A 19,939-nucleotide genomic window follows, 5' to 3' on the forward strand; every position below is an offset into this window, starting at 1 on the left:
CAAACACAGCAGAAGGGCGGGTCCGGAATTCCGGACCCGCCCTTCTGCTGTGGCCTGTGCCGGCTGTTAGACCTTCTGGCCGCTGTAGATGTCCTCCACCACGGCGGAGAAGTCCTTCAGCACCTGCGCCCGCTTGATCTTCAGCGAAGGCGTCAGGTGACCGCTGGCCTCAGTGAAATCCGAGGGGACGACGCGGAAGACCTTAATGGCTTCGGCCTGGGACACGGTCTTGTTGGCCGAGTCCACCAGGGCCTGGAGTTCCTGCTGTAGCTGTTCCGTCTGCCCGGCTTCGGCCACCGTTGTGCCGGCCGGCAGCTTGTGGCGCTCCAGCCAGCCGGGCAGGGCCTCCTCGTCCAAAGTGATCAGGGCCGAGATGAACGGCCGCTGGTCGCCCACCACCACACACTGGGACACAATGGCATCGGCGCGGATGCTGTCCTCCAGGACCGCCGGGATTACGTTCTTCCCGCTGGCGGTGACAATGATTTCCTTCTTGCGGCCGGTGATTTTCAGGAAGCCGTCGTTATCCAGCCGGCCGATGTCTCCGGTGTGGAACCAGCCGTCCGTGAAGTTGTCGGCCGTGAGGTCCGGCCGGTTGTAGTACCCCTTCATGACGCTGACCCCCTTGGTGAGGATCTCGCCGTCGTCGGCGATCCGCACGGCGTTGCCCGGCAGCGGTGCGCCGACGGTGCCGATCTTGGTCAGCTTGGGGGTGTTGACGGTAACGGGAGCCGTGGTTTCGGTCAGGCCGTAGCCTTCCAGGACCGTCACGCCGATTCCGTGGAAGAAGTGGCCCAGACGGTCGCCCAGCGGCGCGCCGCCCGAGATCGCATACTTGACCCGCCCGCCCATGGCAGTCCGGATCTTCCCGTAGAGAAGCCTGTCGAAGACGGCGTGCTTGACCTTGAGACCCAGCGGGACCTTGCCGGCTTCCTGTGCCTTGGACCATTCGATGGCGGTCTTGGCGCCCGCGTGGAAGATCTTGCCCTTGCCGCCGTCTTCGGCCTTGAGCATGGAGGAGTTGTAGACCTTCTCGAAGACGCGGGGGACCACCAGCAGGAAATCGGGCCGGTAGCTCTGCAGATCCGGCAGCAGGTTTTTCACGTCGGCGGTGTGCGCCACGGTGGCGCCGGAGGCCACGCACAGTACCGAGATGAACCGCGCGAAGACATGGGCCAGGGGCAGGAACATGATGGTCTGCGCGCCCTCGCGGCACACCTCGGGCTGGGCCGCGGCGGCATTGCGGGAAAGGTTCACGAAGTTGCCGTGCGTCAATTCGCAGCCCTTGGGCCGGCCGGTGGTCCCGGAGGTGTAAATAATGGTGGCCGTGTCGTCCAGCGTGGCCTTGGACCGGCGGGCGGCAAGTTCCTCGTCGGAAACCGCCGCGCCGGCGGTGCGCAGCTCATCGAGTCCGGGGCCGTCGATCTGCCAGACGTTCTTCACCGTCCCGAGGTCTTCCTCGACGGCCGCCTGGCGCACCACGTTCTCGTGGCGGGCAGCTTCGACGACCACTCCGACGGCTCCGGAGTCGCTGAGGATCCAGGCGACCTGGGACGGCGAGGACGTTTCATAGATCGGGACGGAGACGGCGCCGGCAAACCAGAGCGCAAAGTCCACCAGAGTCCACTCGTACCGGGTGCGGGCCATGATGCCCACCCGGTCTCCCGGCTGGACACCGGAAGCGACGAACCCCTTGGCAAGGGCGCGGACATCCTTCAGGAACTCAGTGGCGGTAACCGGAGCCCAGGCACCGTCCGCTCCCCGAACCGAAAACAGGGGCGGGTTGGAGGGCTTGGCGGCCTGCTCCAGCAGTAGATCGGTGATGTTGGACTCCAACGGTGATTCCACCAGAGGGGGAACACTGTATTCACGCACGATAGCTCCTTTGATATCCGACTGGCCGGCAGACGTTTGCGCAGACATTAACACCCAGCCTATAGCGTAGATCACATTAAATACCGGTGAGTAACTTCTCGAACCAATAACGCTTTCGCGGCAGGAGCGGCCGAAGAATACACTTGGTTGTTGATGCGTCCCGTTACCCCAGCGCCTGTTCCCCGTTCCGCCCCTCTTCTCTGGCAGCGCCGCGCCATGGAGCCCTTTCCCGCCCGCCGTCCCATCCGGTTGCCTAACCGGATGCGCCGCCGCGGGCTGGCCATCGGCATTGACATCGGCGGCACCAAAGTGGCGGCAGGGCTGGTCGACGGGGACGGCCGGGTTATTGCCGAGGCCCGCCGCTCCACGCCCGGCCAGGATCCGCGCGAGGTGGAATCCGTCATCGTGGACCTGGTGCGTGAACTCTCTGCCAACCACCACGTCTGGTCCGTAGGCATCGGCGCCGCCGGCTGGATGGACCTGGCCGGCAGCACCGTGCTGTTTAGTCCCCACCTGGCCTGGCGCAACGAGCCGCTGCGCGAGAATCTCGAGCGGCTGCTGCGGCGCCGGGTGTATCTGGTTAATGATGCCGACGGCGCTGCCTGGGCTGAGTGGCGCTTCGGCTCCGGCCTGGGACAGAGCCGCATGGTCTGCGTGACCCTGGGCACCGGAATCGGCGGTGCCATGATCATGGACGGCCGGCTCGAGCGGGGAAGGTTCGGCGTAGCGGGCGAGTTTGGCCACCAGATCATCATGCCCTCCGGCCAGAGGTGCGAGTGCGGAAACCGCGGCTGCTGGGAGCAGTATGCTTCCGGAAATGCCCTGGGCCGGGAAGCACGGGAACTGGCTGCCGCGAATTCTCCGGTGGCGCAGGAACTGCTGCGTGCCGTGGACGGAGACATCGGCAAAATCACCGGGGCAGTGGTAACCCGGATGGCGCTCGAAGGCGACCAGGCGTCGGTGGAGCTGCTGGAAGAGGTGGGGCAGTGGCTTGGGCTGGGGCTGGCCAACCTTGCTGCCGCGCTGGATCCGGGAATGTTTGTTGTCGGCGGCGGCCTGAGCGCCGCCGGCGACCTGCTGCTGGAACCCGCCCGCAGGTCCTTTGCCCGCAACCTGACCGGCCGCGGGTTCCGGCCCGCGGCGCGGCTCGAACTGGCCGCCCTCGGGCCGGCTGCCGGCATGATCGGTGCCGCTGACCTGTCCCGGATAGCTGCCCGGCGCTGACACCGGAACCAACCGGCAGCCGCCGTACGCTGTGCCGGCACCGCGGAAGCGGGTCCGGCAGGCCTGCGCTGAGGCCTAGACGGCGGCGCCGTCGTCATCGCGGTGCTGCGGCAGCCGGAAGAGCAGATACGCGGCAGACGCCCCGAAGAGGGCAATCACGCCCAGAATGACCGCCACGGGAGCGCCGCGCCAGAACATGGCGAACAGCAGCAGCAGGAGCGGCCCGCCCAGGGCCCCGATCCAGGCCAGGACCACAAGTGGCTCGCCGGTGCTGAACGGCGGAGGCTCAGGCGGGACAAATTCGCCCTCCGACTCGAGTTCTTCCGGTTCGTCATAGTCGCGCGGCCCCCGCGGCGGTACGGGACGAAACGGCTGGTTGTCAAAAATGGCCCGGGTGCGCTCGGCGGGGGAGCGGGGGCCCGAACCGGCGGGGGAGCTGCCCGCTCCCGCGTCCGGCTGGCCGGTTTCGCCGCTGCTTCCTGCCGTCCCCGTGGGCGGCTGCGGTGTTCCGGCGGCAGGCGCGCCGGTTACTGTGCCTGCCTCTCCCGGAGTGCCCCGGGGGCCTTCCGCCGTCCCGGGGCCCGGAGCGCCCCGGCCGCCGTGCGTTTCATCGGCCGGCATGTTCTCCAGCCGGGCCACCAAATCCAGCCAGACGGCGTCATCGGTGGATTCGTTGCGTTCCGGTTCGCGTTCATTCATGCTGCAGCACCTGCGCTGATCCTTTGGATGAACTGATGGGAACGGTCAAAAATCAAGGGTGCATCATGGTCCATGGTGGCCACGTGATAGCTGTTTTCCAGCGAAACCACTTCCAGCCCGCTGCCCAAATACCGCCGCAGGACATCCATGCTGGACTCCGGGACCACCGGGTCCACCGTGGACCGGAAGGCGAGGACAGGCGCGGTGATGCGCGGCAGCACCGCCGTCGTATCCCGGAACAGCCGCATCAGCTGGTGCACTCCGCCCACCGGAGTCCGCGGATAGGCGCCTTCATCCTGGCCCTCACGCTTGATGTTGTTCGCAATTGCGGGGACGGACTTCATGACGTATTTCAACAGCCCGGAATACCGCGCCCGCGGGTCGTTTATGGTCAGCCCCGGGTTCACCACGGTTACTCCCGCGACGGGACGGTGGGCTGCCAGCCGCAGGGCAAGCGTTCCTCCCATGGACAGTCCGGCGGCGAAGACCCGGTCGGTGCGCTCCTCGAGCTGCTGATAGGCGCGGTCATAGGCGTCGTACCAAAGCTCCCAGGGGGTGCGGGCCAGTTCCTGCCAGGTGGTTCCGTGCCCCGGAAGCAGGGGAAGGCTCACGGCGTACCCCTGATCGGACAAATGCCGCGCCCAGGCCGCAAGGCTGACGGGCGAACCCGTAAAGCCATGGCTCAGGAGCACTCCGGTGCCGGCGTTGGCGCCTTGCCCGTCACTGGTGAACGCGGCCGTGCCCGATGGGGAAGTCATAACACTATGGTTGCATCCACCAGCGTGTTTTCCACCCCTGCAGCGCCCAAAGTTGCGATGCCGATGAGCTCCAAAATTCAGCGCGGCCGGGTGGGCGCATAGAGTAGGAGTTGGGGAATCCAAACCGGGTCCCTGATTTGTTATGTCCGGACGGGAGAGCTGGCTACGTGTTCTATTGGGTGATGAAGACTATTTTCATCGGGCCGGTGGTCAATCTGCTCTTCAGGCCCTGGGTCAAAGGCATGAACAACGTGCCCGAAACGGGTCCGGCGGTGCTGGTGAGCAACCACTTGTCCTTCTCGGACTCGATCTTCCTGCCGCTCGCGGTGCCGCGTCCCGTGAGCTTTCTGGCAAAGTCGGAGTACTTCACCGGAAAAGGCCTCAAGGGCAAGCTCACGGCTGCCTTCTTCCGGCTCACCAACCAGCTGCCGATGGACCGTTCCGGCGGCGCGGCATCGGCAAGTTCCCTCAGCGCCGGAGTGGACGTCCTGGAAAACGGCGGCCTGCTGGGAATCTATCCCGAAGGCACGCGCAGCCCGGACGGTCGGCTGTACCGGGGAAAGACCGGTGTTGCCAAGCTGGTCCTGAAAACAGGAGTTCCGGTTATTCCGGTAGCGATGATCGGAACCGACAAGGTCCAGCCGATCGGCCGGAAGATCCCCAACATCCGCCGCATCGGGATCATTGTCGGCGAGCCGCTGGACTTTTCCCGCTACGCCGGAATGGAGAACGACCGGTTCATCCAGCGCTCCGTAACCGATGAAATCATGTATGAGCTGATGCGCCTGTCCGGCCAGGAATACGTGGACGTGTACGCGAGCACCATGAAGGAAAAGCAGGCTGCGGCCCGCAAGGTTTCCAAGGGAGCTGAGGCCCGCAGCGCGGCAGTGCGCCTTCCCGATCCGGGCACTCCCGGCGGAGCAGCGGGGGAATCCGGTCCGGTTGCCGCGCGTGCCGTGGAACCCGGTGGCCGGACCCGCCCGGCAGCGGGGCATTCCAGTGATGGAGGTGCGGGGAGCACCCCCAACTCTTCGGCCGCTTCCGAACCGGAGGCCGTGCCTGCCGAAGCACGGGAGGGGAAGACCGCAGCCCCGCCCACCCGGAAATCAGTACGAAAGCCCGGCACCGTCACGACCATTGGCCGCCGCCGGAAAACTCCGCCGGTTCCCCCGGCCGCCGCACCGCCGGCCGCCGCGGGCGTGGAACCCGAGGGCAACGAACCCCACAGCGCTTAACCGGCCGGGGGCCTGCGGGCACCTGCCGGGAGTGTTTCGGACCAGGGCGCTCAGGTTACGCCGGGCGGTGTGCGGCTTCTGCCCCGGAGGGGTGCAGACAGTACCCTTAAAGACGTGACTTACACTCCTGTAGACAACGCGTCAGATTTTTCCACCGTCCCACGCCCGGGCGCGGCGGAGTATCCCGGCCTCGATGACTGGCGGTCCCTGCCGGCACTCCAGCAGCCGTCGTGGCAGGACCATCCGGGTTATCCGGCCGCAGTGGCCGAACTGTCGAAGGTTCCCCCGCTGGTCTTTGCCGGAGAAGTCGATATTCTCCGGGACCGGCTGGCTGCCGCAGCCCAGGGCAAGGCCTTCCTGCTGCAGGGCGGAGACTGTGCGGAAACGTTCGATGCCGCAACGGCCGACAAGATCAGTGCCCGGGTGAAGACCATCCTGCAGATGGCCGTTGTCCTGACCTACGGCGCTTCGCTGCCCGTGATCAAGATGGGCCGGATGGCCGGGCAGTTCGCCAAGCCGCGCTCGTCAAACGACGAGACCCGCGCAGGTGTGACGCTGCCGGCCTACCGCGGCGACATGGTCAACGGCTATGACTTCACGCCCGAGTCCCGCGAGCACAACCCGGCACGGATGGTCCGTGCCTACCACACGTCAGCTTCGACGCTGAACCTCATCCGCGCGTTCACGCAGGGCGGTTTTGCCGACCTCCGGCTGGTGCACCACTGGAACAAGGGCTTCACCGCCAATCCCGCCCACTCGCGCTACGAATCACTGGCCCGTGAAATCGACCGTGCCGTGCGCTTCATGGATGCCTGCGGCGCGGATTTCGAAGCGCTCAAGCGCGTGGAATTCTTCGCCAGCCATGAGGCGCTGCTGCTGGACTACGAGCGTGCCCTGACCCGCATCGATTCCCGCACGGGGAAGCCGTATGACACTTCGGCGCACTTCCTCTGGATCGGGGAGCGGACCCGCGACCTCGACTCGGCGCACGTGGAGTTCCTGTCCAAGGTCCGCAACCCGATTGGCGTCAAGCTCGGTCCGGGCACCAAGCCCGAGGACGCACTGGCCCTGATCGACAAGCTGGATCCGGACCGCGAACCGGGCCGGCTGACGTTCATTACCCGCATGGGCGCCCGGAACATCCGCGAGAAGCTGCCTCCGCTGGTGGAACGCGTTACCGCTTCCGGAGCCCAGGTCCTGTGGGTCACCGACCCCATGCACGGCAATACGGTTACCTCTCCCAACGGCTACAAGACACGCAACTTCGACGACGTGATGGACGAAGTCCGCGGCTTCTTTGAAGTGCATAACTCGCTGGGCACCTTCCCGGGCGGCCTGCACGTGGAAATGACCGGCGACGACGTCGCCGAGTGCCTGGGCGGCGCCGATCCCATCGACCAGGAGGCATTTGTTGAGGGCTACGAGTCCGTCTGCGACCCGCGCCTGAACCACATGCAGTCACTGGAAATGGCGTTCCTGGTGGCCGGGGCGCTCTCCCGCCAGGGTTAGCCGGCAGCAGGCACCGCAGCACTGAGGGGACGGTCCGGGAAATATCCCGGGCCGTCCCCTCTTCCGTCCCGGGTCCCGGGACGAAGCCACTACACCGCGCTAAACGACCCGCAGGGTGACTACGGATCCCTCGGGGGTCATGGACCCGCCGGAGGGATCCTGCGACTGCACAATGCCGAGGAGCCCGCCCAGCAGCTCGTTGATCTGGACCTGGAAACCAAGGCCTTCGAGCTGTGCCCGTGCCTCGTCCGGGGACTGGCGGACGACGCTGGGCACCTGCACCATGACCGGGCCCTTGGAAACGGTCAGCGTTACCGGCGAACCGCGTTCCACCAGGCCGGACGCCGGCGTCTGGACGGCCACTGCTCCGGCCGGAATATCACGGCTGTTCACCTGCTCGGGGAGGACCTCAGCCGTGAGGCCGGCGTCCTCGAGCAGCGCCACGGCTTCGTCCTCCGACTTGCCAACGACGGAGGGAACTTCCACCGGAGCAGGCCCGAGCGAAACGACTATGTTCACAGCTGTATCCCGCCGCAGCTGGGTGTCGGGGGCGGGGAACTGGCTGATCACCGTGCCGGCGTCCACGGTCTCACTGTATTCCTCGGTGACGGCGCCCACGCTGAGCCCGGCGTCCGTGATGTTCTCCGACGCCGCCTCTGCAGTCCGCTGCACCACGTTGGGGACATCAAAGAGTTCGGGCCCTTTGCTGATCAGCAGCGTCACCGGCTGGAACCGCCGGATTTCAGCCGGAGCATCGGGGTCCGTGCCCACGGCGAGTCCGGCGGCGACAATTTCGTCATGGATTTCGCTGGTCGAGTACTGCAGTCCTTCCCCGCGCAGCAGCGCTCCGGCTGCCTCCCGGGAAACATTGGCAACATCGGGGACAGTGACGACGGCGCCCGGTCCGCGGCCGAAAAACCAGCCGGTGAAAATGGCAGCGGCGATGAGCAGTACGGACAGCACGAGCAAAAGGGCTCCGCGCCGCCGCGGCCGCCCGCGGCGCAGGGACACCTCGGGGCGGTGCGCGTCGCGGCTGGACCGGCGCTCAACGGCTTTGGCCTCCCGGCGCGCCTGCCGCCGATCCGTGCGGGATCCGGCCTCCGGGCGCTCGGAGCCGCCGTGGGCGTCGTCGTCACCCGGGTGTTCCCCATCCGGGTCGCCGGCCGGATAGCCGCCGGGGTCTGCGGGCCCGAAGTGCCGATCCCCGGTTCCCCCGCCTCCGGACGGAAAGACAGTGGTCGCGTTGTCGGAACGTCGAATGACCTCCGTGGGGTATGCGCCGGTTCCGGCTGCAGCTGCAGCCCCCGCAGGGGAAATCACTTCGGTGGCGCCGGCGGGCGGCCGCGGCAGCGCCGTAGCGGCGCCCGCATCGAGGGCTTCGGTGGCACCTGAAGCGGACGGATGCTGCTGCCCGGCCGGTTCGGGGCAGTGGAAATCGAGCTGCTCGTCGGTCAGCGAGGTCCGGATATGGCGGAGCTCGCCTAAAAGCGCCTTGCCGTCCACGGGACGATTGTCCGGGTCGGGATCGGTGCACCAGCGGACCAGCTCATCCAGGTCGGAGGCCAGGCCGGGGCATGCCGCCGACGGTGCGGGAACAGTGGAGTGGACATGCTGGAAAGCGATCTGGATAGGTGCCGTGCCGGTGAAGGGCTGGCGGCCGGTGAGCATTTCGTAAAGCATGATGCCGGCCGAGTAAACATCGCTTCGCTCATCGGCGCCGGTGCCGGTGACCAGCTCCGGTGCCAGATAGGCGACGGTTCCCACCAGGGTTCCGGTGTTGGTGCTGGTGGAGACAGCGCGGGCCAGGCCGAAGTCGGCAATCTTGATGCTGCCGTTGTCTGCGAGCAGCACATTCTCGGGCTTCACATCGCGGTGGATCATTCCGGCATCGTGGGCTTCAGCCAGGCCGTCCACAACCGCATCCAGCAGGGCCAGGGCCAGCCGCGGTGTCAGGCGGGTGCGGGCTTCCAGGAGCTCGCGCAGCGTCTTGCCGGGAACATACTCCATCACCAAATAGGCGAGGTTGTCGGCGAAGCCCTGGTCCAGGACGCCGACGACGTGCGGGTGGGAGAGCCGGGCGGCGGACTTTGCCTCGCGTTCGAACCGGTCAAGGAAGCCGCGGTCCGCAGCCAGGTGCGGATACAGCACCTTCAGGGCCACATCACGGTCCAGCCGCAGGTCAGTGGCCAGATAGACGGTGGACATTCCTCCGCGGGCAATACGGGAGAGCACCCGGTAGCGGTCATCCACTACGGTGCCAACGAGGGGGTCATTCACGGATTCATGCACTCTACGATCCTACGTGCGCAAAAGGGCAGGGCCCGGATCGACACCCGATCCGGGCCCTGCCCTCCCCGCGCCATGCGGTGCGGTCCTGCTAGGAGAAGGACTGCCGGTGCGCCAGGACGGAGGCCACGTAGCCGCGCGTGTCCTCAAACATGCCCTGGGTCGTTACCGAGTACTGGCCCTGGTAGTAGGAGGCGACTGCCGTTTCGAGGCTGTCGCTGGTGCGGATGAGCGAGCTGATGATCGCAACCCCGGCAGTGGCATTGTCATAGGGGTCCAGCAGGTTCAGCTGGCGGCCCACCAGGTCTGAGGCCCAGTCGCCGGAGCTCGGGATGACCTGCATGGCACCGATGGCGTTGGCGGGGGAGACGGCACTCTGGTCGAAGCCGGACTCCTGGAAGGAGAAGGCCATGGCCAGTGCCGGATCAACACCCATCTGAGCCGCCGTCTGGGCCACGATCTGCTGCATGTCCGCGCGGCTCGGTACTGAGGCGGCGTTCAGCGCATGCTTGTTGGCATTTGCGTCTGCGACCACGTGGTCCGGATACGTGTAGTGGAGGAACGTATTGGGAACCAGGTCGGCCGGAGCGGCCTCCGCCGGCGCTGCGCCGAGCGTGGTCACGCCGGCGCCGGGAAGTGCCACGGTGTCTCCGGGGTACAGGACCGAGCCGTCGTCCATGCCGTTGGCGGACATGAGAGCCGAAAGGCTGACGTTGTGGCGCGCGGCGATCCCGGTCAGCGTGTCACCGGCCGCGACGGTGTGGCTTCCCGCTGCGGCTGCCGCGGGTGCGGCCTCTCCGGCGGCGGATCCGCCGGAGAGGGCAATTTCCTGGCCGGGACGGATCATCGAGGTGAGGGTGAGGTTATTGGCTGCCAGAACGCTGTCGAGGCTGACGCCGTGGGAGGCAGCGATCCCGCTGAGGGTGTCGCCGGCTTCCACGGTGTAGGTGCCCGACGGCGCCGAGGGGGCTGCATCCGGAGCTGAAGAGACCCCGGTCGGCAGGCGCAGTTCCTCGCCGGCGAAGATGAGCGAGCTGCTCTGCAAATTGTTCACGCGGAGCACTTCGTCCACGGCCAGGCCGTATCGGGCAGCGATGGAGCTGACGGTGTCGCCCGCTTCAATGCGGTGAACCGACGGCACGCTGGACTCGGCTGCAATCGTGAAGGGAATCTGAGCAGCCAGCTGCGACGGGGCAACAACACCGGCGGTTCCCGCAGTCAGATTCTTGATCGCCTGCAGGGGAAGCTGCGGGAAGAGGGCGGCGTTCGGACCGACGGGGGCTGCCTGTGCCGGTTCGGCAAGCGCGAGTGCTGACATCATCACGGCAGGGATCGCCGCGGTGGTTACCGCAACACTCAGTTTGCGGGGCATTCCCCTGGAGCTGGAACGCGGGGAATTGCTTCCCTGAATCGACTGAGCAGTCATAAAGGGTTGTTTCCTCATCTGTAGACGGCGCGGCCTTTACCGCAACTCGACCATGTACAAGTAGTGGTGCGAGCGTGACAGAAGTGTTTTCTGTGACGTAAGCGAATTTACACTACCGAGGCTTCAGGTCCATACCTGAGTAGATGCAAAACATGTATTCCGGTTGTACAACGGCCCGGAAGTGGCTCTAAACGGGGTTCTCGTGGGAACCTAGGACTGTGACTGAACTTGAGGAACTTGTTTCCGACTGGATGACCCTGCCCGATGTGGCTGAACAACTGAGTGTTTCCATTACCAAGGTGCACAGCATGCTCGAAGAGCGTGCGCTTGTAGCCGTGCGGCTCGGGGAGCGGAAGATCCGCAGCATCCCGGCTGCCTTCGTGGCCGACGGCGCTGTCCTGGACAGCCTGAAGGGCACAATTTCCGTGCTTATTGATGCCGGCTACAACGACGAGGAAATGATCCGCTGGCTGTTTACTGCGGATGACTCGTTGCCGGGCCGCCCGGTGGATGCCCTGCGCGAGGGGCGGAAAACCGAAATCCGCCGCCGCGCCCAGGCCTTGGGCTGGTAGCACAGGACCCCATATATATATATGCAGCGGCAGATAACGCAGAACAGATAACGCAGCATATATGGAGCAATAAAAAACGCGGTAATAAATAAAACAGCAGCGGCTCCCGTCCAACGGGAGCCGCTGCTGTTTTGCGTTCTGATCCTGATGATGTGCGGGCCGGGTGCGGCCCGCGGCGGGATCAGGCCGTCCGGGTTACCGCTGCATGGGCCAGTGCGGTCAGGGCCGCACGGGCCACGTCGTCAACCGGCATCTGCTCCAGGGCGTCAAAGGCTGCCCGGGTGTGGCCCTCGATGAGGGCTTCCGTGGCGGCCAGGGCGCCGGATTCCTCGATGATTCCGCGCAGCCTTGCCACGCCGTCGTCGTCCAGGTCGGCGCGGCCGAGGGCGGAAGCTATCGTGTCCCGGGCGGAGGGGCCGCCGAGTGACAGGGCGTAGGCAATCAGCACGGTGCGCTTGCCTTCACGCAGGTCATCACCGGCGGGCTTGCCGGTCTGCTCCGGGTCGCCGAAGACGCCCAGAACGTCGTCGCGCAGCTGGAACGCTTCCCCGAGGGGAAGGGCAAAACGCGAGTACCAGTCCAGCAGGTCCTGGGAGGCCCCGGCCAGCGCGCCGCCCAGGGTCAGGGGATGTTCGGTGGTGTATTTCGCCGACTTGAAGCGGAGAATGTTGCGGGCCCGGACGACGGCGCGCTCGGGCTGGTGCGTGGGTCCCACCACTTCTTCCAGGATGTCCAGGTACTGGCCGGCCATGACCTCGGTGCGCATCCGGTTGAAGATCCTCCGGGCCGGCGTGCCGTGTGCTGCCTGCGCGCCCACGGCGGAGAACATTTCCTCACTCAGCGACAGGCACAGATCTCCGGCGAGGATGGCTGCGGAAGAACCGAAGTGGGTCCCGTCCAGGTGCCAGGCCGCCTCGCTGTGGGCGGTGCTGAACCGCCGGTGGACGCTGGGTCCGCCGCGGCGCGTGTCGGACCGGTCAATGATGTCGTCGTGGATCAGGGCAGCACTCTGGAACAGTTCCAGGGCCACGCCCGCCCGCACTGCAGCTCCTCCCAGTTCAGGGCCGCCGGCGCCGCGCCAGCCCCAGTAGCTAAGGAGTGCGCGCAGTCGCTTCCCGCCCTGGGCCAGGGAGGAGACGGCGTCCAGAAGCGGAAGTGATTCCATCGAGACGTCTTGGAGCACCGTCTGCTGCTCAGCAAGGAAAGCGTCCAGTTCGCTGCCCAGGAGCTTCCGGTATTCTGCCTGTTCGCGAACTGCGGCCGCCTCCGCGGCGGGAAGGACATTCCCCATGCCGGCCTACTTGGCTGACTCGGGAAGCGTATTGATGCTGGCCGTGTAGGTGCTGCCGTTGTCAGCCGGCACAACCGTTACATTGGCCGTGTCGCTGCCGCCGGAGCGGACGAACTGCTGCAGGGTTGCCGTTCCCTGCTTCTCGACCTTGCCGGAGGTAAAGCCCTGGGCTTCAAACTTCTGCGCGTAGTAGGCCAGGATCTCTTCCACCGATGTGTCGGTGGAAGCGGTCAGCGACGCGGTGTACAGCTCCGGGGTCTCTTCAAAGCTGGTGGACAGCGGGGTGGAGCCCGGCAGCACCGAGACGATGTCGGTGGGGAATCCTTCCGCGATGGCAGTGCTGGTTGCGGTCCCCGAGGGGCTGGCCGAGCTGCCGGGGGAGGCCGATGCGCCGGGGGAGGCGGACCCGGAAGCCGAAGCGGACGGCGACGGGGAAGCAGACGGGGAGGCCGATGCTTCTCCCGACGGCGACGCTGCCGCCGAGGACTCCGCGGTACCGCCGTCAGTGGATTCGGTGTCCGGGGTGCAGGCGGACGCGGCCAGCAGGAGGGCGGCAGCGGTCAGTGCGATCAGGGGCTTCTTCATGGGTGTCCGCATCTTGTGGGGGTCAGGATCTGGTCCCCAGTCTAGGCGAAACGAAAACGTCGGGCCCGTTGTCTACCATGAAGGAGTGAGCAACGGCCCCAGCGAAAACCGCGACTGCACCATCATGCACGTGGACATGGACGCCTTCTACGTCTCGGTGGAACTGCTGAAGCGCCCCGAGCTGGCGGGCCGGCCGATCATTGTGGGCGGCCTCGGCGGCAGGAGCGTCGTTCTGTCGGCGTCCTATGAAGCACGGCGGTACGGTGTCCATTCCGCCATGCCAATGTCCGTGGCCTACAGACAGTGTCCGCAGGCGGTCATTCTGGAACCGCACCAGGAGGACTACCGCGAGGTGTCGGGGCGCCTTATGGGGATCTTCGAATCCATCACGCCGCTGGTGGAACCGCTCAGCGTGGATGAGGCCTTCCTGGACATTGCCGGTGCCATGCGGCTGCTTGGACCCCCGCGGGCCATCGGTGAACTCATTCGGCGGCGCGTGGCGGCGGAGCTCGGCATCACGGCCAGCGTGGGTATTGCCGCCACCAAGTTCGTGGCCAAAATCGCCTCCACCCGGTCTAAACCGGACGGACTCCTGCTGATCCCGCGCAGCGAGACCGTGGCCTATCTGCATACCCTGGATGTCTCGGCCCTGTGGGGCGTCGGTGCCAAGACGCGGGAAACGCTGGCCCGCGTGGGGATCTCCTCGGTCGAGGACGTGGCGCGCACACCGGTCAGCGTCCTCAAGCGCCTGCTCGGAGCCACCGGCGAGTATGTTTACGAACTGGCGTGGGGGAGGGACCCGCGCAGCGTCACCCCGGTGCGGCAGGAAAAGAGCATCGGCGCGGAGGAAACGTTCGCCCGGGACGTGTCCGACGACGAAACGCTGCACACGGAGCTGCTCCGGCTGGCGCACAAAACGGCGGCCCGGCTGCGGGCTGCCGGCCTGCAGTGCCGCGCGGTCTCCCTGAAGCTGCGTTACGCCGACTTCTCCACCCTCACGCGCACCCGCACGCTGCGCGAACCGGTGGACAGCGCCCAGCTGATTTATGAAGAAACGCGTGCGCTGCTCACAGCCCTCGGAGCTCGGCGGATGAGCGTCCGCCTGATCGGACTTCGGACCGAGCGCCTGGAACCGGCGGAGGGTGCTGCGGTCCAGCTGACCCTTGACGGGCGCGACGACAACTGGCGGTCCGCCGAAGACACGCTGGACAAGATCAACGCCCGGTTCGGCGAGCTCGGCGTCATGCCCGCCCGGCTCCTGGATCCCTCCCGCAGGACCCGCACGGAGCGCGGATCGGGTCAGGGCCCGGGGTCAGAAGAGCCCCGGGCTAAGCCCTAGGCGGAAAGGTGTACCCGCACTGCCTCCACCGCTTTCCCCGGATCGGAATGCCACCTATCCTAAGACGTAAGCACAACACGCGTTCTGCCCGGGTTACGGGTCCCGGCGGAGTCCCGGAACGTCCCGGGGAATCTCCGCAGTATCCGGGGTTCGGGGCGGGAACCGCCCCGGTACCGGGATCGTTGGTTGGGTTACAGAGAATTTCGGACCGCAAGGAGGCAGTAATGGCACTCTCGGAACACGAGCAGCGCTTGCTGGACCAGTTGGAGCAGCAGTTACACGCCGAGGACCCCAAGTTTGCGAATTCGATGGCGACGCCGGCCGGCGCCGGCATTTCGACCCGGCGGATTGTGATCGGAGCCCTGGTCGCAGTGGCAGGTATTGCACTGCTCCTCCGCGGGGTGTCCATGGAAATGCCGGTCAGCCTGATCCTGGGAGTGCTTGGGTTCCTGGTGATGGGTTCCGGTGTGTACTACGCGACCACCCGCGGAAAGCGGGGAGCGCAGGTCAGCTCGCCGGCGCGCCGGAAAGAGCGCGAGGCAAGTTCCTCCAAGAACTTCATGAGCAATCTGGAGAATAAGTGGGATGAGCGCAAGCGCGATCAGTAACCACCGGGTGCTCCACATTCCTCCACCGGTCCGCTAGATCCGAAAAAGACCCGCTGCGGCGGGTCTTTTGTCGTTAACGGCCGCTGACGGCGACACCCCGTGCGGCCTTTTTCCGCCATTCGTCCTCCACCCGCCTTCTTCCGCGCCGTTCCGCGGAAGAAAAGGCGCGGCGCGCCGCAAACTGACCCTCCCTAGCGTTGACTGTGGAGGGAAGTGGAGTAAAGTGGAGGCTATAAGAGCGTAGGGGCGGTGCAGGAGGAACTTCTTCCAATCAGACGGGTGGTGACTGATGTTCCTCGGAACACATTCACCTCGCCTTGACGAAAAGGGGCGGCTCATTCTGCCGGCCAAGTTCCGCGAGGAACTGGCTGAGGGACTGGTGCTGACAAGGGGCCAGGAACGCTGCATTTACGTGTTCAGCCAGAAGGAATTCGAACGGGTCCACGAGCAGATGCGGGAAGCTCCGCTTTCCTCGCGTCAGGCGCGGGACTACATTCGGGTCTTTCTGTCGGGAGCGTCCGATGAGGTCCCGGATAAGCAGGGCCGGATTACGATTCCGCCGGCACTGCGGACCTACGCCGGACTCGGTCGTGAACTGGCCGTGATCGGTGCAGGAACAAGGGCGGAAATCTGGGACGCAACAGCGTGGCAAACCTACCTTGAAGAGCAGGAAACGGCGTTCTCCGAAACCGACGAGGACACCATGCCCGGCCTCTTCTAAATCAGCACAACGGCAACAGCACTACCGAATACCCATCAGACAGAGACCGGACCGCAGCGGTTTCTTGCATGAGATCTCCAGCCGCCCCGCAAGGCCGGCACCTGACTCACTTCCCCGGAGCCAGGCGCAGGCAGCGTGAGGCGCGGATGGGGGTCTGATATAAGAACTACGCCGCCGTCCCTGGACGCGGAAGGACAGCAGATGAGCGAAGAACGCCCTACCGAAGAACGGCATGTTCCGGTGCTGCGTGACCGCTGCATTAATCTGCTGGCTCCGGCCATTGAGAAAGCAGTTGCCGAGCACGGTTCCGCCGTCGTCGTGGATGCCACTCTTGGCATGGGCGGCCACACCGAAGCCATGCTGGCGCGGTTCCCGCAGCTCCACGTGATAGGCATCGACCGCGACCGGCAGGCCCTGGCACTGGCGGGAGAACGGCTTTCCCCCTTCCAGGACCGTATTGACCTGGTGCACGCCGTGTATGACGAGATTGCCGACGTCGTCACTGATCTGGGCTTCGACGGCATTGACGGCGCACTCTTCGACCTGGGCGTATCGTCCCTGCAGCTAGACGAGCGCGACCGCGGCTTCGCCTATTCCTATGACGCACCGCTGGACATGCGGATGGACACCAGCCGCGGGCGCACCGCGGCCGACATCGTTAATACGTACAGCGAGTCGGACCTCGTGGCGATCATCCGCAAGTGGGGTGAAGAGAAGTTTGCGGGCCGGATAGCCTCTGCCATCGTGTCGACCCGCGCCGGAAAACCCTTCAGCACCACAGGCGAGTTGGTTGACGCCATCCGCACGGTGGTGCCCGCGGGCGCCGCGCGGACCGGGGGACACCCGGCCAAGCGGACCTTCCAGGCGCTGCGCATTGAAGTCAACGAGGAACTGGACGTGCTGGAGCGCGCCATCCCCGCAGCCCTTTCCGTGCTGAAACTCGGCGGCCGGGTAGTGGTCATGTCCTACCATTCGCTGGAGGACAAAATCGTCAAGGGCGTTTTTGCCGCCGGCGCACGCTCCTCCGCACCCAAGGGCTTCCCGGTGGAACTTGACGAGCACAAGGCCCAGCTGCAGCGGCTGACCAAGGGAACAGAGGTTCCCACCGACGCTGAAATTGCCGAAAACCCCCGTGCCGCCTCCGCCAAGCTGCGGGCCGTGGAACGTATCCGCACCGCAAGTGACAGGGCAGGATCATGACGCAGGTACAGACACGGCCGCACGCACCCGCTGGTGCCGTCCGCCGGGCAACCCACGGCAACACCGCCCGGGCGCTGGACTGGTCCCCGAGCCCCCGCTCGGCGCCGGCACCCTCCGCACCCCGCCGCCGGACGCCCCTGTCAGTGGTGCCTGCTTCGAATAGCCGCCGCCGCGCGCCGCTCTTCATCTTTTGCTTTTTTGCCCTCATCCTGGGGCTGGGAGCGGTGCTGCTGCTGAATATCTCGGTCTCCAGCGGCCAGTACCAGCTGGTCCAGCTGCAGAATGAACGGACCGAGCTGGCACAGCGCAATGAAGCACTGACCCAGCAGCTGGAAAACCACCAGGCCCCCCAGGTGCTGGCGGCAGCAGCCGCAGACCTGGGCATGGTCACTTCCTCGACTTTCGGCAGCATCGATCTGCAGACCCTTGCCGTGACGGGCAATCCCGTGCCGGCGGAGGAAGATACTCCTCCGGGTGTCCTGATTGATGCGCCCAACGTGCTGACCCAGCCGATAGCACCGGCGGGCGCGGATCCTGCGCCGGCCGCGGAAGAGTCGGTCCGGGCAGCCGAAGCGCGGGAAGCCGCTGCCGCCGAAGCAGCGGCCGCGGCAGCCGGCGAACCGGCCGGAGCAGACACGGCTCCGGCCGAACAGGAAGCAAATCTGAACGGCGGAACCATTCCGGTTCCGGTCCAGAGAAGCGGATACTAATCTTTACCGAGCAGTGACGAGGATACGTTGTGGCAAAAGAGCGGGGTTCCGGAAGGGACAACCACAGGGTAGCCATCGTTACCGGCAGGCTCCGGACCGGGCTCATCCTGGCGTTGGTCATGCTGACCGTACTCGGGGTGCGCCTGTTCTATGTCCAGGCGGTTGATCCTGAAGGCATGGCGGAGGCAGCCGTCGAAAAGCGCCTGACGACCCAGACAGTTCCGCCCCTGCGCGGCAGCATCCTGGATTCGGACGGCAACTATTTGGCCCGCAGCGTCGAGCGTTTCGACATAGTAGTGGACCAGACTCTTTCGCACGACTACGCCGAAGAGCAGGAGTACCCCCGCCGCAACGCCGAGGGGGTCCTGGAAGACATCAGCTTCGATCAGGCTTTCGACGAGCTGTCCGGGATCCTCGGGCAGGACCCCGAGACCCTCCGCGGTTCCGTGCTGGGAGACAACTCCTTCAATTTCGTCGCCAAGACCGTGACCCCGGAAATCAAGGACAAGGTCCTGGCCGTCAAATTCCCCGGGATCTACGCGGACCGCACCACCCTGCGCACCTATCCCTCCGGCGCCGTTGCCGGATCAATCGTTGGTTTCCTGGGAACGGACGGCCCGCAGGAAGGCCTGGAACTCACGCAGGACGACATCCTGGCCGGAGAGCCCGGCAGCAAGACGTACGAAATCGGCGGGGACGGCATCCGCATTCCCTATGCCACCAACGAGGACTCCCCGGTGGTTGACGGCGACTCGGTCAAGCTCAGCATCGACCAGGACCTGCAGTGGTTCGCCCAGCAGACCATTGCCAGCCAGGTGCAGGAATACAACGCGGAGTGGGGCAACGTGGTGGTGGTCGAGGTCGACACCGGCCGCATCATCACCATGGCTGAATCCACCACGGTGGGCCCGAACAACCCGGGGCTCACCCCGGCCGAATCCCGGCAGCCGCTGTCCGTGACGGTGCCCTTCGAACCGGGCTCAACCACCAAGGTCATTACAATGGCAGCTGCCCTGGAAGAGGGCATCATCGAGCCGCTGTCGCAGTTCGAGATTCCGTCCACCCATACGGTGGACGGCCAGACCTTCAAGGACGCCTTCGACCACGGCACTGTGCACATGACGGCAGCCGGCATCCTGACCAAGTCGATGAACACCGGAACGGTCATGATCGGCCAGCAGCTGACGCGCGAGCAGCGCTACGACTGGCTGCGCAAGTTCGGCTTCGGAGAGCCGCTGAACACCGGGCTCAACGGCGAAACCGTGGGCATCCTGGCGAAGCCGGAAGAATGGGACACCCGCCAGCAGTACACGGTGCTCTTCGGCCAGGGTCTGGCCCAGACGGCGCTGCACACGGCCATGGTCTACCAGACCATCGGGAACGACGGCGTTCGGCTGGCTCCGAGCATCATCGACAGCTACGTCGCCGCCGACGGCACGGAAACCCCCTACGAAAAAGCCGAGCCCATCCGTGTGGTTTCCGAGGAAACGGCCAGTGAAGTCCAACACATGCTGGAGACGGTTACCGCTGAAGGATCCGGCGCCGGCGGCAAACTGGAGCAGTACCGCGTCGGTTCCAAGACCGGTACGGCTGAAGCACCTGCCAACGGGGGATACGACGGCTACACACTCTCTTATGCTGGTATTGCACCAATGGACGATCCCCAGTACGTCGTCGTCGTAACGCTGCAGCGCCCCGAGGGATCGCTGCAGGTCCTCGACCCGGGGAAGACCTTCAAGAAAGTCATGCAACAGGTATTGACCACCCGCAACGTACCTCCGTCCGACTCGCCGCCGGAGCTGTACCCCGTGGAGTACTGACTCCGCGTCCGGGCGGCCCTCCGGATCGCATCGGCCCGCTGAAGGTACCGGGACCATTCCTTTTTACGAGCACCACGTCAA

General features: G+C 65.7%; 16 protein-coding genes and 1 pseudogene. 10 read left to right on the forward strand and 7 right to left on the reverse strand.

The annotated features are described in order from the left end of the window. Positions 1-66: 66 nt before the first annotated feature. Entirely contained in the window at positions 67-1,875 is a 1,809-nt protein-coding gene (locus tag M1D40_RS06395) for an AMP-dependent synthetase/ligase (RefSeq protein ID WP_341392551.1), read from the reverse strand. A 216-nt stretch (positions 1,876-2,091) separates the two neighbouring features. Here M1D40_RS06395 and M1D40_RS06400 point away from each other — a divergent pair, with 216 nt between their 5' ends. Beyond that, positions 2,092-3,099: an ROK family glucokinase gene (locus M1D40_RS06400; RefSeq protein ID WP_341392552.1), complete on the forward strand. Its 1,008-nt coding sequence runs from the start codon at positions 2,092-2,094 to the stop codon at positions 3,097-3,099. Between the two features lie 75 nt (positions 3,100-3,174). Here M1D40_RS06400 and M1D40_RS06405 read toward each other — a convergent pair whose 3' ends face one another. Together M1D40_RS06405 and M1D40_RS06410 are read right to left on the reverse strand one after the other, a co-directional pair. Further along, the gene (locus M1D40_RS06405) at positions 3,175-3,798 is read right to left on the reverse strand and encodes a hypothetical protein (protein WP_461170583.1); all 624 of its coding nucleotides are present in this window, start codon (positions 3,796-3,798) and stop codon (positions 3,175-3,177) included. Continuing rightward, positions 3,795-4,556, reverse strand: a complete 762-nt coding sequence (locus tag M1D40_RS06410) for an alpha/beta hydrolase (protein ID WP_461170584.1) — start codon at positions 4,554-4,556, stop codon at positions 3,795-3,797. Before M1D40_RS06410 ends, M1D40_RS06405 begins: the two co-directional genes overlap by 4 nt. Before the next feature lie 167 nt (positions 4,557-4,723). Here M1D40_RS06410 and M1D40_RS06415 point away from each other — a divergent pair. Continuing rightward, positions 4,724-5,398: pseudogene (locus tag M1D40_RS06415) on the forward strand (lysophospholipid acyltransferase family protein); the annotation flags it as partial. Positions 5,399-5,905: 507 nt separating this feature from the next. Beyond that, positions 5,906-7,300, forward strand: a complete 1,395-nt coding sequence (locus tag M1D40_RS06420; RefSeq protein WP_461170585.1) for a class II 3-deoxy-7-phosphoheptulonate synthase — start codon at positions 5,906-5,908, stop codon at positions 7,298-7,300. A gap of 99 nt (positions 7,301-7,399) precedes the next feature. On the opposite strand, the gene M1D40_RS06425 is transcribed toward M1D40_RS06420, so the two are convergent. Both M1D40_RS06425 and M1D40_RS06430 read right to left on the reverse strand, forming a co-directional pair. Then, positions 7,400-9,589 carry a Stk1 family PASTA domain-containing Ser/Thr kinase gene (locus tag M1D40_RS06425; protein ID WP_461170586.1) on the reverse strand — a complete coding sequence of 730 codons (2,190 nt, stop codon included), beginning with the start codon at positions 9,587-9,589 and terminating at the stop codon, positions 7,400-7,402. 88 nt (positions 9,590-9,677) lie between these two features. Beyond that, positions 9,678-10,958, reverse strand: a complete 1,281-nt coding sequence (locus M1D40_RS06430) for a lytic transglycosylase (protein WP_461170587.1) — start codon at positions 10,956-10,958, stop codon at positions 9,678-9,680. Between the two features lie 305 nt (positions 10,959-11,263). Between M1D40_RS06430 and M1D40_RS06435 the strand changes: the two genes are divergently transcribed. After that, the gene (locus M1D40_RS06435) at positions 11,264-11,584 is read left to right on the forward strand and encodes an Rv2175c family DNA-binding protein (protein ID WP_461171016.1); all 321 of its coding nucleotides are present in this window, start codon (positions 11,264-11,266) and stop codon (positions 11,582-11,584) included. Between the two features lie 181 nt (positions 11,585-11,765). On the opposite strand, the gene M1D40_RS06440 is transcribed toward M1D40_RS06435, so the two are convergent. Beyond that, a complete protein-coding gene (locus tag M1D40_RS06440; RefSeq protein ID WP_461170588.1) occupies positions 11,766-12,875 on the reverse strand; it encodes a polyprenyl synthetase family protein in 1,110 nt (369 codons plus the stop codon). A gap of 6 nt (positions 12,876-12,881) precedes the next feature. Next, positions 12,882-13,460, reverse strand: a complete 579-nt coding sequence (locus M1D40_RS06445) for a hypothetical protein (protein ID WP_341392560.1) — start codon at positions 13,458-13,460, stop codon at positions 12,882-12,884. Between the two features lie 124 nt (positions 13,461-13,584). On the opposite strand from M1D40_RS06445, the gene dinB reads away from it, so the two are divergent. From dinB to M1D40_RS06475, 6 genes are all read left to right on the forward strand, one after another. Next, positions 13,585-14,799 (forward strand): DNA polymerase IV, encoded by a 1,215-nt coding sequence (dinB, locus tag M1D40_RS06450; RefSeq protein WP_461171017.1) that lies wholly within the window; start codon positions 13,585-13,587, stop codon positions 14,797-14,799. 224 nt (positions 14,800-15,023) lie between these two features. Then, positions 15,024-15,407 (forward strand): DUF3040 domain-containing protein, encoded by a 384-nt coding sequence (locus tag M1D40_RS06455; RefSeq protein ID WP_341392562.1) that lies wholly within the window; start codon positions 15,024-15,026, stop codon positions 15,405-15,407. Between the two features lie 289 nt (positions 15,408-15,696). Beyond that, on the forward strand, positions 15,697-16,128 hold the full coding sequence (gene mraZ / locus M1D40_RS06460; RefSeq protein WP_341392563.1) for a division/cell wall cluster transcriptional repressor MraZ: 432 nt from the start codon (positions 15,697-15,699) through the stop codon (positions 16,126-16,128). Positions 16,129-16,329: 201 nt separating this feature from the next. Then, entirely contained in the window at positions 16,330-17,328 is a 999-nt protein-coding gene (gene rsmH / locus M1D40_RS06465) for a 16S rRNA (cytosine(1402)-N(4))-methyltransferase RsmH (protein ID WP_461170589.1), read from the forward strand. After that, positions 17,325-18,038 carry an FtsB/FtsL family cell division protein gene (locus M1D40_RS06470; protein ID WP_461170590.1) on the forward strand — a complete coding sequence of 238 codons (714 nt, stop codon included), beginning with the start codon at positions 17,325-17,327 and terminating at the stop codon, positions 18,036-18,038. The genes rsmH and M1D40_RS06470 overlap by 4 nt, the downstream gene beginning before the upstream one ends. Positions 18,039-18,067: 29 nt before the next feature. Next, positions 18,068-19,858 carry a peptidoglycan D,D-transpeptidase FtsI family protein gene (locus M1D40_RS06475; RefSeq protein ID WP_461170591.1) on the forward strand — a complete coding sequence of 597 codons (1,791 nt, stop codon included), beginning with the start codon at positions 18,068-18,070 and terminating at the stop codon, positions 19,856-19,858. Positions 19,859-19,939 lie beyond the last annotated feature (81 nt).

The sequence above is a fragment of the Arthrobacter sp. Z1-15 genome (assembly GCF_054792395.1).